Origin of the sequence: Paenibacillus kobensis NBRC 15729 (genome assembly GCF_004000825.1) — a bacterium.
Lineage (GTDB): Bacteria > Bacillota > Bacilli > Paenibacillales > Paenibacillaceae > Paenibacillus_T > Paenibacillus_T kobensis.
The window spans coordinates 1-14,549 of sequence record NZ_BILZ01000089.1 but is presented as its reverse complement, the minus strand read 5'-3'; the positions used below and the strand labels follow the sequence as shown (position 1 = coordinate 14,549).

Annotated in this window: 12 protein-coding genes and 2 pseudogenes; 6 read left to right on the top strand and 8 right to left on the bottom strand. The window is 52.4% G+C overall.

What is annotated here, in order from left to right:
- A partial coding sequence (locus tag PKO01S_RS27010) for an arginase (RefSeq protein ID WP_164779797.1) occupies nt 1–550 on the top strand: 550 nt, incomplete at its 5' end.
- Nucleotides 551–566: 16 nt separating this feature from the next.
- Here the strand turns inward: PKO01S_RS27010 and PKO01S_RS27005 are convergent.
- From PKO01S_RS27005 to PKO01S_RS26995, 3 genes are all read right to left on the bottom strand, one after another.
- Complete coding sequence (locus PKO01S_RS27005; protein WP_127534550.1) at nt 567–1,253, bottom strand: LrgB family protein; 687 nt, start codon at nt 1,251–1,253, stop codon at nt 567–569.
- Nucleotides 1,231–1,653: a CidA/LrgA family protein gene (locus PKO01S_RS29000; RefSeq protein WP_164779796.1), complete on the bottom strand. Its 423-nt coding sequence runs from the start codon at nt 1,651–1,653 to the stop codon at nt 1,231–1,233. The genes PKO01S_RS27005 and PKO01S_RS29000 overlap by 23 nt, the downstream gene beginning before the upstream one ends.
- A gap of 454 nt (nt 1,654–2,107) precedes the next feature.
- Nucleotides 2,108–3,487 (bottom strand): hypothetical protein, encoded by a 1,380-nt coding sequence (locus PKO01S_RS26995; RefSeq protein ID WP_127534548.1) that lies wholly within the window; start codon nt 3,485–3,487, stop codon nt 2,108–2,110.
- A gap of 1,212 nt (nt 3,488–4,699) precedes the next feature.
- Here PKO01S_RS26995 and PKO01S_RS26990 point away from each other — a divergent pair.
- The 5 genes from PKO01S_RS26990 to PKO01S_RS26970 all read left to right on the top strand — a co-directional run bounded on the left by PKO01S_RS26990 (nt 4,700) and on the right by PKO01S_RS26970 (nt 10,071).
- Nucleotides 4,700–5,932, top strand: a complete 1,233-nt coding sequence (locus PKO01S_RS26990) for an aminopeptidase (protein WP_127534547.1) — start codon at nt 4,700–4,702, stop codon at nt 5,930–5,932.
- Between the two features lie 603 nt (nt 5,933–6,535).
- Nucleotides 6,536–6,934: an SET domain-containing protein gene (locus PKO01S_RS26985; protein WP_127534546.1), complete on the top strand. Its 399-nt coding sequence runs from the start codon at nt 6,536–6,538 to the stop codon at nt 6,932–6,934.
- A gap of 185 nt (nt 6,935–7,119) precedes the next feature.
- The gene (locus tag PKO01S_RS26980) at nt 7,120–7,563 is read left to right on the top strand and encodes a CBS domain-containing protein (protein WP_127534545.1); all 444 of its coding nucleotides are present in this window, start codon (nt 7,120–7,122) and stop codon (nt 7,561–7,563) included.
- Nucleotides 7,564–8,048: 485 nt separating this feature from the next.
- On the top strand, nt 8,049–9,020 hold the full coding sequence (locus tag PKO01S_RS26975; protein WP_127534551.1) for a phosphodiester glycosidase family protein: 972 nt from the start codon (nt 8,049–8,051) through the stop codon (nt 9,018–9,020).
- Nucleotides 9,021–9,057: 37 nt separating this feature from the next.
- Nucleotides 9,058–10,071: a bifunctional glycosyltransferase family 2/GtrA family protein gene (locus tag PKO01S_RS26970; protein ID WP_127534544.1), complete on the top strand. Its 1,014-nt coding sequence runs from the start codon at nt 9,058–9,060 to the stop codon at nt 10,069–10,071.
- Between the two features lie 12 nt (nt 10,072–10,083).
- Here PKO01S_RS26970 and PKO01S_RS26965 read toward each other — a convergent pair whose 3' ends face one another.
- The 5 genes and pseudogenes from PKO01S_RS26965 to PKO01S_RS28995 all read right to left on the bottom strand — a co-directional run.
- Nucleotides 10,084–10,755, bottom strand: coding sequence for a phosphatase PAP2 family protein (locus PKO01S_RS26965; protein WP_127534543.1), 672 nt, complete (start codon nt 10,753–10,755; stop codon nt 10,084–10,086).
- A 163-nt stretch (nt 10,756–10,918) separates the two neighbouring features.
- Nucleotides 10,919–11,761, bottom strand: a pseudogene (locus PKO01S_RS26960) (TatD family hydrolase).
- A gap of 232 nt (nt 11,762–11,993) precedes the next feature.
- Nucleotides 11,994–13,580: a glycosyltransferase gene (locus PKO01S_RS26955; protein WP_127534542.1), complete on the bottom strand. Its 1,587-nt coding sequence runs from the start codon at nt 13,578–13,580 to the stop codon at nt 11,994–11,996.
- Between the two features lie 18 nt (nt 13,581–13,598).
- Complete coding sequence (locus tag PKO01S_RS26950; protein WP_127534541.1) at nt 13,599–14,360, bottom strand: TylF/MycF/NovP-related O-methyltransferase; 762 nt, start codon at nt 14,358–14,360, stop codon at nt 13,599–13,601.
- Nucleotides 14,357–14,549: pseudogene (locus PKO01S_RS28995) on the bottom strand (1-deoxy-D-xylulose-5-phosphate synthase); the annotation flags it as partial. The gene PKO01S_RS26950 and the pseudogene PKO01S_RS28995, both read right to left, overlap by 4 nt.

The following is a 14,549-nucleotide window of genomic DNA, read 5'->3' as shown; positions in this document are numbered from 1 at the left end:
CGTATTGTGGATCGACGCCCACGGCGACTTGAACACGCCTGACACGACGCCGTCCGGCAACATACACGGCATGTCGCTCGCCTGCTCGCTCGGCTACGGCGACAGCCGGCTGACGTCCGTCGGCGGCAACGGGCCGAAAGTTCAACCCGACCGCGTCGTCCTTGTCGGATCGCGGCAGCTCGATGAAGGCGAACGGCTGCTCATCCGTTCGCTCGGCATTACGTGCTTCACAATGCACGAAATCGACAAGCATGGAATGGCAGCCATTATGGAGAGGGCTATTACGATTGTATCGAACGGAACAGATGGCGTTCACGTCAGCTTTGACATCGACTCGGTCGATCCGGGGGAAGCCCCGGGAACCGGAACGAAGGTCCGGGGCGGCTTCCTCTACCGGGAAGCTCATCTAGCGATGGAACTGCTTGCCGAAGCGGGAATCGTGACTTCGGCGGATGTCGTCGAAGTCAATCCGCAGCTAGACAACGGCAGGCGGACCGCACGACTCGCCGTCGAGCTGGTCGGTTCACTGCTGGGTGAACGCATCTTGTAAAGTTGTCGACTCCGCTTTAGAACAGCCATGATACGGGAAGGGCAAGCGCGGACGTTGTTATCGCCGTCAATGCCATCGCGAAGCCGCTGATGCCGCCTTGGCGCTCCGAATCGGCGAACAGCCGCGCGGTACCGATTCCATGCGAAGCGGTACCGACGCCTGCTCCAATTGCCGCGTCCTGCCGGAAGCCCGCAAGGCGAAGCACACGCGGCCCTACAACGCTGCCGAATAAGCCGGTCAGCACCGTCAATACAGCGGCAAGCTCTGGTCTGCCGCCAATCATGCGCGCCACTTCAATCGCTACTGGCGACGTCGCCGACTTCGGAAGCGATGTCAGCAGCAACGAGTGCGAAGCTCCTGTCCACAGCATGACGAGCCCGTTGAACACAAGACCGCACAAACTGCCGATCAGCGCGCCTGCGGCAACCGGCAGCAGCTGCTTCCGGAACCGCAGCGCCTGCTTATAGAGCGGCACCGCAAGAGCAACGGTGGCAGGACCAAGAAAGAACGTGATGACAGAGCCGCCCGCGTTGTAATCGTCATAAGGAATATCAAACAGCAACAGCACGCCGATCAGGGCGATTGAGGTTGCGAGGAGCGGGTGAACCCAGCCCGTTTTTTGTTTCAGCCATAAGGCACATCCGTACAGCATAACCGTAAGCGAAACACCGAAGACCGGATTACTGAGAAATTCCGCGTTCATGATGCCCCTCCTTCGTAAGCGGACGTTGCGACGGCTGGGCCTTCTCCGCTTCTATCTGAACTTCTGCTTCCGCAGGCGACAGCAGCCGCACGACAGCAGCCGTAACGAGCATCACGGCAATCGTGCCGCCGACAACGCTGATTGCGACGGACAGCCACGCCTCGCTAAGCTCTTTGGCGAAGACGGTAACGCCCGCAATGAGCGGCGCAAAAAAGAGCATCATATGCTTAGTGAAGAACGAAGCGCTCTCTTCGACCCACTCCAGCTTAATCCACTTCAAGAATAGGGCTGCCACAAGCAGCAGCATGCCAATCACGTTGGACGGCAGCGGCACGCCTACCCATTCGTGCAGAAGCAGGCCCGCTCCGTTGAATACGAACAAGATGATAAGACCGCGCATGAGCAGTGCCTCCTTCTGATGTAGTATCCTGACAAATTTATTTGGAAAGGCATGTATATTTGCCTCCATTCCGGCAAAAATACTATCATCGGCGTCGAGAGATGCCGTAGACAACCGCGGAGAAGACTTACGTTTCCCCATAAGCTCTTCGTCCGGTTTCTCCTCTCCCATGAAAGGGCGTCCCGAAAGGGGCGCCCGATTTTTTTTGCCGACAACCCTTGATATATAAAGTATACCACTAATATCTTTACTATGAGGTAACATCGAAGACTCTTTAACACTGTTAATTTCAGTGCTGTATAACACGGTGAGCAATAACACCGATGCTGCGCCGCGAGTGTATATCCATGCCGACAAAGGCGAGCAGCCATTTCACCCTGATTGGATATAGGAATTGAAAAAAAAGCAGCTGCTATCTAATTCAGGATTAGATAGCAGCTGCTTACGTTGCTCGTTAGTTGCTGGATACTTGTCCTTCATAATTCGTATGGAAGCCCCATGCACGATTGGATTCGTTCTGCCAAACCCATTGCGTATCTTGCACAAGCGGTACGTATTGAAGCGCTATGGTGCCTGCGTTAACATAGGTTTCACCTTGGTTATTCGATATCTTAATAGTGTAATCGACGGCGTTCTTCTCTTCAATCGCGTATTCGCCATTGAGAGAATTTGATATCTGCCACATGCCATTATAGAAATAGTTACCATCGTAGTTTCCTGCGTTTTTGTTAATGGAGACGATATTGCCATCGGGGCTGTCGATAATATGGAGTGAGATGCCTCTGTTGCTGTCATCCAACTGATAGTATGATTCTTCCCCACCGACATCGCCTACAAGGTTGGACCATTCGAAGGAATAGGTTTTGCCTGTTGTCTGACCATGCAGCTCAACCGCAATTGAGCCACCTTGAAGAATACCGCCGGGAACATTCGTATCCAACATGAAGGCCTCACTTTTCCCGTTTGTATTATGGAAGCCTTCAACGAAGATACCATCTCTTAGCTTCTCATAATGCTCTTCGAACGCAGCGCTGTATATATACTGCGCGTTCATAATTGACAGAGGCATCGCATCCACTTCTGCCGGCTCCACATGAACATTAACGAACGCCTGATCATTCGTAACATCGGACTGAGCGATATCTGTCTTAATAATTCTGATCGCAACGGTGTAATCGCCAGCCTCATTGAGCTGCGAGCTGAAGGTTACAGGAATGGTCTGGCCTGGACCGACGGTCAGTTCATTATATGAAGCAAGAACTTGACCGCCGTTCAATAGATCAATTCGTCCTGTCGCACCTGACTGGCCGCTTAATTCCTTCACATCAACATGAACAGTAAACGGCTCATCAGCCTTCACAGATAGTTGTGCTGAAGCATTCACTAATGTCAGATCGGGACGAGCCTTGACCGCTGCTTCTGCTGCGAGCGTGTAACCTTTGGTGTTATTTTTCTTATCCCCTGGCCCTACTGGGACAGAAGCTTCTACTAGAACCTTGCTCACCTGCTTGCCCTTTTTATCGGCTTGCAGCTTTAACGTTTCGTAGATCGTAAGCTTGTCCTTTGCATTATAGCTTTGTGTGAACAGCTTCTTGTCTGCTGCATCGTATGCCGTAATATCAAGTGCTTGGATTCCGCTAGGTGGTGCAGCCATCGAATCTAATGCGTATGCATGGACCGTTACCTCGGTAATGCCATTCGCTGTCCAAGCTTGGACCTCCAAGCCGTAAGGATTGGCATCGCCCTTAACTTTTTTCTCAGCGGATGCGATAGGGGCAAAGATTGAGAATGCTAGGATGACGATGATGAGTGATTGTAGTGATAGACGTTTCAATCGTACAACCTCCCTTTAAGTTATCAACATTCCCAATATATCAAGTAAAATGAAACTTGTATATCATTTACATTAATACAAGAAAAATTCATTCAATGTGATCAAAAACAGCACAACCGTCTTATTCAAGCTTAATATAAGTAATCTTTCTCAAACGCCTCTAATATTTTTTGATATAAGTAAGTGCTTGGTTAACCTGATCCTCTTTTACTACAAACTCTCCTCTAATTACTGCTCTTGAGTCCATAGAAAACAGCCCTTGGAAATCGTCGATCTGACATCCGTAATAAATAATGGACTCGGTCACATTAGAAATGTTTGGATCAAATGTCGCCGGTTGAATGACCTGCAGTTGGAGTTCTTCCATTCGCGAAACTGGGAGGGGGGTGAGTTCAATTGTGCTCATTGTCGAATCAAATGCTCGAAGTTGAAGCAAAAGATAAGGATGAACGTTATCGATTGCACGAACGCTATATCTGAATCGTTTTAAGATGGCAATAGAATCCATCGAATTATTGAGTGTTTTGTTTTTTGTCCTATCCGACACAATTGGTTCAATAAATTGCCGAAATGATTCACTTTCCTTGTTACCATTTTAAAGGTGCTGCAAATATTGTTCATATCGTTCTTGAGCATCATTGGAGTCGCCAATCCACTCCCCTAATCTCGCTTGTTCCAATAGATAAAAACAGCCCTCATTTGCACTCATGTAAGTAACCACCTAACTGTGCTTTAAAGACCGATGTAATTGAAGTTCTAGTTCTTGATGCAATGGTAGCCTTTAATGCTGCAGGTGTTGTTGGAGGGGTTGCCGAACTCGTTGAATTCGGCATAAGCATCACTAGTCTAATTGAAGCATCCTCTAGAGAAATTCTCGTCAACATTCCGTAACCAAACATAGACGGTACATGCTCCCAATACGCTAATAATTGTAATAATCCAGCATCCAGGTCTGCATTTAGTATTGGCTCGTTCTTTTTTGATGATTTACATTCTACCGGGAAATGATCAGGCCACCCTCCGGATAAATCTCGATGCAAATTAGCAGCAGCAGCATTCGTTGCAGGATCAATCAAGGCATCGAAAGAAGCCGCGCAACTACGATCAATAATTAAGTCGGGCCGGTTTGAAAACCGCCACCTCCATCCACTACAATAAACCTACGCAACCTCATCGAACTAGCCGTTACCTTAATCGGAAAGGATGAAGCCCATGTTGACTTTCGAACAAAAACTTAACAACTACGCCGACATTATCGTGAAGATCGGCGCCAACATCCAGCCCGGGCAGTCTCTGATGCTCAACGCATCGATCGAATCGCCGGAGCACGCACGGCTTGTCGTGAAGAAAGCGTACGAAGCCGGCGCCTATCAAGTGAAGGTCGTATGGACCGATGACGCCGTCTCCCGGATCCGATACGACCTTGCGCCGGAGCAATCGTTCCTTGAAGTTCCGAAGTGGTCAGCCGGCGAGAAGCTGGAAATGGCGGAACAAGGCGCCGCAGCGGTGACGATCAGTTCGGCTGACCCCGACCTGCTTAAGGGGGTTCCGCAAGAGCGCATCCGCAACGCAGACCGTACGCTCCGCCAAGCGAACGAGAAATACCGCCAGCTCTCGCAAGCGTTCAAGTTCAGTTGGTCTCTTGCGACAGTCCCTTCCCCGGCTTGGGCTGCCAAAGTGTTCCCCGATGTGCCGGCGGACGAGCAAGTGTCGAAGCTGTGGGACGCAATCTTCTGCATGGTCCGCGCCGATCAGCCGGATCCGATTGCGGCATGGACTGCTCACATCGCAGAGCTGCACGCAAAAGCGAAATATTTGAATGAGAAGCAGTACAAGAAACTTCACTATACGGGGCCAGGCACCGATCTTACGATCGAAATGCCCGACGGTCATGTATGGCTCGGCGGGAGCAAACAGAACGGTCAAGGCATATGGTTCGTTCCCAACCTTCCAACTGAGGAAGTATACTCCGCCCCGCTTCGTACCGGTGTCAACGGAACGGTCTCCAGCACAAAGCCGCTTAGCTATAACGGCAATATTATCGACCGCTTCTCCTTCATATTCCAAGACGGCCGCGTCGTGAAAACGACAGCCGAGCAAGGCGAGGAAGCGCTGCAAGGACTGCTTGAGACGGATGAAGGAGCAAAATATCTTGGAGAAGTCGCACTCGTGCCGCACCGATCCCCGATCTCCGATTCGAACATCCTGTTCTATAAAACACTGTTCGACGAGAACGCCTCCTGCCATCTGGCTGTCGGGAGCGCCTATGCGTCCTGCATCAAGAACGGCTCCTCTTTATCCCAAGAAGAGCTGCTCGCCAGAGGGTTGAACCGCAGCATGGCTCATACAGACTTTATGGTCGGATCAGGCGAGCTCAACATTTACGGCGTAACCAGCGAAGGTGGCGAAGAGCCGGTGCTGCTGAACGGTAATTGGGCATTCTAATGCCGTTCGCAAGCTGCGAATCGGACTGTCCCCAGAGATGAGAACATCCTAGAACGGGAATTGCCTAATATACTGTACAAAAAAGGACCTCGATTTTGAGATGCACCTCCTTTGTTAGACACCATCTAACAAAGGAGGTGCACTTTATTTCCGCCAAGAAGCGGTGAACGGGGTCCTTTTTTTTCTTGTGTGTAAGCAGTCTTGGGCGGCAACCTCATACTCCATTGCATTCTGTGCAACGAGATCAACCCATTAACTCATCATGGAGAGTTCCATTGCATTCTGTACAACGAAAAATCAGCTCCGCCGCCGAAAAGCGTCAATTCAACCATTGTTCACGTTTTGTCATTGTATGTAATGCAGGGAAGCCTGTCTCTTCGATTCAATGGGCTTTTTTCGTTGTACAAATTGCAATGAAGCTGACACAGCCCCATGGATAGAGAGCACGCGTCACGTACCCCCTATCTAAAATATCGGCTTCAATCGAAATCAAATTCAAAGTGCATCGATCTAGGCCCGTCATGTATAATAGAACTTATGCGCCTTACGTGCCGCTGGCACACGGCCTGGCCTTACCCAAATAAGATAACGCAGGAGAACGACATGATTGAAATTAAAACGTCCAAGCTGAGCCAAGGCGAATTTAACCGCGGCGTCTTCGCAACACGCAACATCGCAAAAGGCGAACTTCTTCACGTAGCGCCCGTGGTTACGTATCCGAATGAGCATGACGAGCATATCGAACAGACGATTCTCGCCGATTACGTGTATAATTATGGGGCGAATCATAGCGCCATACTGCTCGGTTACGGCAGTCTATTCAACCACTCGTATACGCCGAACGCGTCGTATGAGCTGAATTTCGACAATTTGTCCGTCGATTTCTACGCTTATACCGATATTGAAGCCGGAGATGAAGTTTTAATTAACTATAACGGCGATGAAGATTGTGACGATCCGCTCTGGTTCTACGAACAGAAAGAACAGGAAGAAAAGGAATAAACAAGCAGAATAACGTACAAGGACGGCCTTCAACGGGCCGTCTTTGCGTTCCCGCCGTTCCCGCAACCCATTCACCGGTTCGCCTCCACAATAGACTCCTTTTCTGAATGAATCCCCCATGCAGCGGACAACCTAAACGACGGAAAATAACGGTTAATTACCGTTCGCACAAGGAGGATATGGCGATGGCATCCACAATTAGAGATATTATGTCAACGAACTGCGTGACGGCTACGCTGCTGGACAATGTTTACGAACTAGCCGTCTTGATGAAACAATTCGATATTGGATTTATTCCGATCGTCGACGGCAAGAAGCTGATCGGCGTCGTAACGGACCGCGATCTCGTCGTGCGCGGCTATGCGGACAAAAATCCGGGCTCGACGGCGGTGGAGGAAGTGATGACGAAGCATCTGGAGACCATTGCGCCGGATGCGACGATCGAAGAGGCCGCGAAGCGGATGGCTGCTAGTCAGATCAGGCGGCTGCCTGTCGTAGAGAACGGCGAATTGGTCGGCGTCGTCGCCATCGGCGATCTTGCCGTGCAGCAGTCGCTGAAGCAAGGAGCGCTCAATGCCCTTAGCGGCATCTCGGAACACGACCACCGCGAGCCTCCTGTCGTCCACTAACGCAACATCCAAAATACGGAAAATTGTGGTGTCCGCAACTCTGTTTTCGTTGCCGCAATCGCATCATCCCTGTTATGTTCAGAGTAATGCTAGAGTGATTTCTTTACAATTGCTCAATAATCGGCAACGAATCGGAGGCACGCCACATGAACGACGCTCATACGCATCAATTCGTCCGGGCGATCGTCGTTACCTCCGTCGTGATCGGAAGTCTGCTGCTGCTCGTTTGCGGCTGGCTAGCCGCAAACGCCGGAGGCTAATCCCTTAAACACAATACATCTTATAAAAAGCTCCTCTATTTGACGGACGTTAGGTCCGCAGACAGAGGAGCTTTTTGCGTTGGCTTTGTTTTTCAGCGCATGTTCAGCCGAGGTTCAAGCTCGTTTCAGTAGGCGATGCGACAATGTCGCTAATCAACTAACAATGCTGCACTCCAACAAGACACCCCATCACCGACAGAAAGAAGGTACTTGCCATTGAAACCTATGTCACGCCGTATGCGGATCACCCTTGCCGTAACAGCTTTCCTTGTACTATCCGCCGGCGCCGTGCTGTACAAGCTGGCAGACCGGTATTTGATCGAGCATGTTGAAGTTGTCCTCCCTGATGCTCCGGCAGCCTCGTCCGGTACGGGGTCCAGTACCGGGTCCAATACAGCGGCGTCCGGTACAACATCCGGTACCGAAGGCGTTTCTGCAAAAGCGCAGTACGACGATTGGCACTATTCGAGCGATCAATCCGAGATTGCCATCCAGAAAGTCGAAACCGGCTCGGGCAGCGAAAAAATAACGTATTTCGTCGCCGACGTCACGATGAAGAACGGCGCAGTACTGCAAACGGCGCTAGCCAAGAATGAATTCGGCCGCAACATTACGGAGAATACTTCCGCGATCGCCGCCGATCACAATGCCGTACTGGCCATCAACGGCGATTATTACGGCTTTCGCAGCGACGGTGTGATCATCCGTAACGGCGTGCTGTACCGGGATGAGCCAACCAGAGAAGGACTCGCATTATTCCAGGATGGCACGATGGAAGCTTACGACGAGCAAAGCGTCCGTTCTTCCGAACTGCTGGCGCAAGGCGTAACGAACACGTTTTCTTTCGGCCCAGCCCTACTGAAGAACGGACAGCCGACCAGCGACTTCGAGCATGTCGAGATCGATACGAATTTCGGCAACCGGTCGATTCAAAGCGCGAACCCGCGTACCGGTATCGGGATCATCTCCCCCAACCATTACGTGCTCGTCGTCGTAGACGGACGCGCGGACAATTACAGCCGCGGCATGACGCTCGCCGAATTCGCCGATTTGTTCCAACAGCTTGGCTGCACGGATGCCTACAATCTCGACGGCGGCGGCTCATCCACGATGTACTTCATGGGCAGAGTCGTCAACAACCCGCAAGGACGCGACCGCGAACGCGGCGTAAGCGACATCGTATATGTCGGCGCTTAAACATTGTCCGGCGTACTTGAAAGGAGGCCAACTAGACATGACCATTCTTATCCCTTCTTATGAACCGGATGAACGGCTGCTGACGCTGATCCTGCAGCTACAAGCCGATAACATCGGCCGGCCGGTCGTAATCGTCGACGACGGCAGTGGTGCCGATTACCGCCATCTATTCGAGGAAGCTGCCCGTCTCGGCTGCAAGGTGCTGACGCATGAACGCAACTTCGGCAAAGGCCGCGCGCTCAAAACCGGCTTTCGTTATATTCAATCTGCAGGCAGGAGCGACGGCGTCATATGCGCCGACAGCGACGGCCAGCATTTGCCCGAAGACATTCGGCGCATCGCCGATGCCGTCATGCAGCATCCAGGACATCTCATCCTAGGCAGCAGACAGTTTACCGGGCAAGTGCCGCTCCGCAGCCGATTCGGTAATTCCGCTACCCGGATCGCCTATGCGTTTACAACGGGACGCCGGATTCACGATACACAGACCGGATTGCGCGGCTACTCTGCTGATATGCTCGACTGGCTCTGCGCCGTCCCCGGCGAGCGGTTCGAATACGAGATGAACATGCTGCTGCATGCGAAATCCGACCGGCTGTCACTGCTAGAGGTGCCGATTGAAACGGTGTATATCGAGCGTAATCAATCCTCTCATTTTCACCCGATTGCTGATTCATTGCGCGTCTATAAGCCGATATTGAAGTTCAGTTGCTCATCCGCCGCTTCAGCGCTTCTTGATTACGGACTGCTCCTGATTATCTATTATGCGACTGGCCATTTGCTGCTTGCTGTCGCCGTCGCCCGGATATTCAGCGCGTTGTTTAATTTCGTTATGAACCGGAAGCTTGTCTTCCAACAGAACAGCGGTCAAGCCGCCCTTGGTTCTGCGGCCAAATATTTCGCACTCGTCCTGCTTATTCTGCTATTAAATTACGGATTCATTGATACACTGCACGGCATGGCGGGACTTCCGCTGCTTGCAGCTAAGCTGTTGACGGAAGGGCTGTTGTTCGCTTTCAGCTATTGGGCGCAGCGCAAGTTCGTCTATTAAAGGAAAGTCCGCCTACTGCCGCTTGGCCGGCTGTCTGGCTGCCTGCCAGCATCGGAACGCGCCAACCGTAACAGCGAGCCATGTACCGCTGGCCAAATATGCTCCTAGCACATCCGTCGGGTAATGAACGCCAACATAGATTCGGCTTAGCCCGATAGCGAAGATGAGCAGAACGCTGATTAGCGCCATTAGCGCCCTGCCTTCTCGGCGGGGAATATGTTTCCATATTAAGTAGGCCGTAATACCGTACAGTGTGAAAGCAGCCATTGCGTGGCCGCTCGGAAAGCTGTAGCCTGCCGCTTCAACCAGCCGCTCCCCGGCAGGCCGGGTCCGTTGTACAAGCTGCTTCAATAACAGATTAAGCAATCCCGATCCGCTGACGACGGCAATAAACAACAGCAGCTCAAGCCGGTAGCGGAGCATAGCCAGCACGAGCAACAGAACAATGGATAGAACGACAACCGGCAACCCGTTGCCCATTCCGGTAATGCACTTCATGAATGACGTCATACCTGGCGATTCCCATGCGCGGACCGCTGTAATGATTCGGTTGTCTAACGCGGTTGGACCGCCTTGTCCGCCTCGAATATAGACAGCAAGCCAGCAGAAGCCAGCAGCCAATACGGCTGCGGTTATAGTTGGCACTAGCCACAGCCGTGTTGCAACAGATCGCGCTTGCGGCAATCGTTTCTCCCCCCTCCTCAATCATTTATCCTGCTTTTTCTAGTATGGCCAGACTATTGCTTCGTTCTTCAGACATCAAGGAATCTTCGCGTTCTCATCAACAGAATGAAGAACCCCGCATACGCCTATAGCGCTTGCAGGGTTCTTCATTCGCTTTCAAGCTTTAAAGCTCAACTCCGAAATCGTACACCTTCTTCGCATTGTCCGCCAGCACCGCTGCCGCCTGTTGCACATCGATCCCTTTGAGTACGGCGATTTCCCGAACTACTTCCGGTACGAACATCGGCGTTGTTTCGATATTTTGGAACGGCCCTTTGAATGGCCATGGACCATCCGTTTCCGTCATCATCAGCTCGATCGGATACAGCCGGACAAGCTCGCGGGATTGCTCATCGTACAATATTTCCGGCGTGACCGAAACATAATATCGTTTGGCGATTATCCGGTCGATCGTGGCGCGGTCGCCTTTAAAATAATGAAAATGAGCCCGTCGAACGCCATGCCGTTCCAATAGATCGCATACTTTATGGCCGTCCTCATGAATGACATGCAGCGCGATCGGACGATCAAGCTCGGCAGCTAGAGCTGCAAAGCGGTCGAGCAGCAACAGATGCCCCGTCTCGTCGAACGGCTGTCCTTCCTTCTCGGCATTCGTACGCGTAAAATAGGGCAGTCCGACCTCTCCGATCGCGAACCGCTCCCCTTCAGCATACCGTTCACGAATTCAATCGAACAGCTGCGCGACAGCCTCCTCGTCCGGAACTGGCTGCTCGGGATGAAAGCCGTACGCCGGCATCACACGTCCAATATGGCGCGAAGCGATGAAGCGGATCGTTTCGCATGAGGCCATATTTTGCGACACCGCGACGATTCCTTCGCATCCTGCCGCAAAAGCTTCCTGCAGCATCATTTCGCATTTCGGCATCTCATAGTGATCCAAATGAATATGGGCATCGACCCAGCCGAACCCGGCTTGTCCATCGTGTGTCACTTCCGCTGCATTCATATCCTGACTGTTAGTTGGCTCCGTCATCCTGTTAGCTCCCTCCGCATTCGCGCCTAGGGACGTCCGCTGGATCAGCGGCATGCAAACCCTTTCATCCGCCGACGTTAATCAATGCGAAGACGCCTCCGATTCGGAGACGCCGTCGTCCCGTATGTTCGCTGTCGGCATTATATCAGATATTAGGAGGATGCCGCTACGATTTAATCCTGACAAGGGGTCATTCATTGCCTGCTCATTGAGAATCCTTCGGCTGGGACGGCTGAATGCCGCGAATCCATTCTAGTATTTGCTCATAATAGGGTTCATCCTTATAGTGCGCCGTATAGATTTCCTCGAAGCCTGTCAAATCCGATCCCAATTCTTCTTCCACGATTCGCTTGTACCAAGGCAGCACGGTCGTCGCAAGCATGCTACCCTTCTCGTGCTTGATCGCCTCCTCCGACAGCCCAAACTGCCGGTTATGCGACAGAATGCTCAAGTAGCCCTCGATAAAATATTTAGCGAAATTGTATCCGTCCGGCTTATTGCCCGCATACGCGAAGACAGACTCGTTCACAACGGTGAACTGAGGCTTCCGCCGAACCGCCTCCAGCTGCAAATAGATATGGTTGAAGCCGGAGCCGATGAACAACGATTTATCCTCAATTTGCCGGTACAGATCCCGCTCGATAATGATCGAGGAAATAAAGCCCGAATGAATCGAAGCTTTCCGGATGAAAGCATCGAGCCCTTCGAACGTTTCGACCGCATGGCTGTTGTTCAGCACATCGATAAATATAACGCTGCTGTTCCGGTTCCGGTGCACGATGTTGAACAGCGGCATAATGGTCATGTCGACGAAGAAGTCGTCATCCCCATGCAGCATGACGTAATCGCCGCGCGCTTCGTCCATCAGCTTCAATATGTTGCGCTCCGCGCCAATGTTCTCTTCGTTGCGCCAATACCGGAAGTTCGCGTTCGGGTAAGCCTCCGCATACGATTTCAACACGTCCTGTGTCTGATCCGGCGAAGCGTTGTCGGATACTAACACCTCGATGAGCGTACATTCTCCGATTTGATGAAAAATGGTGCCCAGACAACGCGCGAGATCCGTCGCCCGGTTGTATGTCGGAATGCAGATCGTCATCACCGGGTGCTCCCGCCGTCTGCGCAGCACCGTCTCGATCTCTTCCGATCTCCGCACAGCGATCCAATCGGCTGCATCCGTATCGAACATCTTAACTACGCGGGCAGGAGCGCCGACGGCAACGGAATAATCGGGAATGTTGCGGGTTACGACGCTGTTCGCCCCGATCACCGATCCCCGGCCGATCCGAAGCGGTCCGCAGATGCTGCAGTTCGCCCCGACCCAAGTCCCTTCTCCTACGATCGTCTCGCCATCCGTATCTGTTATACCCTGCATAACAACTGGAATGCCGATATTACGATATTCATGATTCGTATCGGAAATGTACGTCTGGTGTCCATAGGTAGAGAACCGCTCCAGAACGATCCGGTTCGCCGCCGATACGGATACGCGGAAATTAAATTGGCAGCCGTCGCCGACGATCAACTTGGGCCGTTCGCCGGTGACGGGCGTACAAATGTTGAACCAGGCGCCTGAGCGGACGAATACCCCTCTGCCTATCGAAATCTCTTCCGCGTTTTGCATCATGCTGCCGGCCTCGATGACGGTGCCTTCTCCCAGCTCGTAGAACTGAGGCGACGACGTCGGCAATGCCGCTGAGGAGGACTCCGGATTAGAAGTCTCGGTCTGGTCCGACGAAGCCGACGCTTCTTCGGCATCCGGCTGCGGCTTCTCTTCCTCCCTATCGCTCATCCCGGCCACCCCGCTTCCTTACAAGACAACATACGACACCCACGGATCCGTCGGAAACCGGCGGATCGCCGTCTCGCGAATTGGCAGCATCTCGAGCAGCGCGCCCGTCTCGCCCGGGAATGAAGCGCAGTTAATCTCATCGAAGCAGACGACCGAGCCTTTGCCCATCCTTGGCAAAAACACCTCGAGCGCTTTCTTCGTCGGCTCATACAGATCAAAATCGAGATACAGCAGCGAGACGAGAAGGTGCTTATTCCGCTCCACGAACGCGTCAGCGGTTTGCATAAAATCACCCTGCACGAGCTCTATGTTCGGAATGTGCGACAGGTAGCGCTCGGCGTTATATTTTTCGACCGACTTCTGAAGCTGCTCGATCGCTTCCCCTTTCAAATCTCCGGCTTTGAACTCGTCGTCCGGCTCTCGATCCTGCTCCGATACAGACGGAAAGCCGGCGAACGTATCGAAGCCGATAATTTTACGCGTATGGTTGGAAGGCTCGTAGATGTTCGACAGCTGCGCCCATGTGAACAAGCCGCCGCCGTTGAATACGCCGCATTCGACAATGCTTCCCGTCACGCCGAGCACATGTTTGAATATTTCGTGCCGGCACAGAAATTTCGCCAAGCTTCTCTTCGTCGCAAACCGCGGGAATGCCTCCAGCTTGTTGAACACAGACAGCTGCGACTGTTCGAACGTCTCTTCCGTCAGCCGGTACGCCTCGAAATCGGACGGCCGGTGATGCTTGCCGATCATGCCCATCGGCTTATAGGAATCGGTCATGGTCTGCCGCACGCTCCTCTCGCAATTTGTTGAAATCGTTCGTAATGGAAGCCCGCCTGCTCCAGCAAATATGCATGGCTGCCAACGCTCCGGTTGAAGGCGTCCGGCAGTCCGAACCGCGCAAACGGTACAGCTGTGCCGTGCTCCGCTATCGTCTCAGCCGCTGCCGAGCCAAGACCGCCGATAATG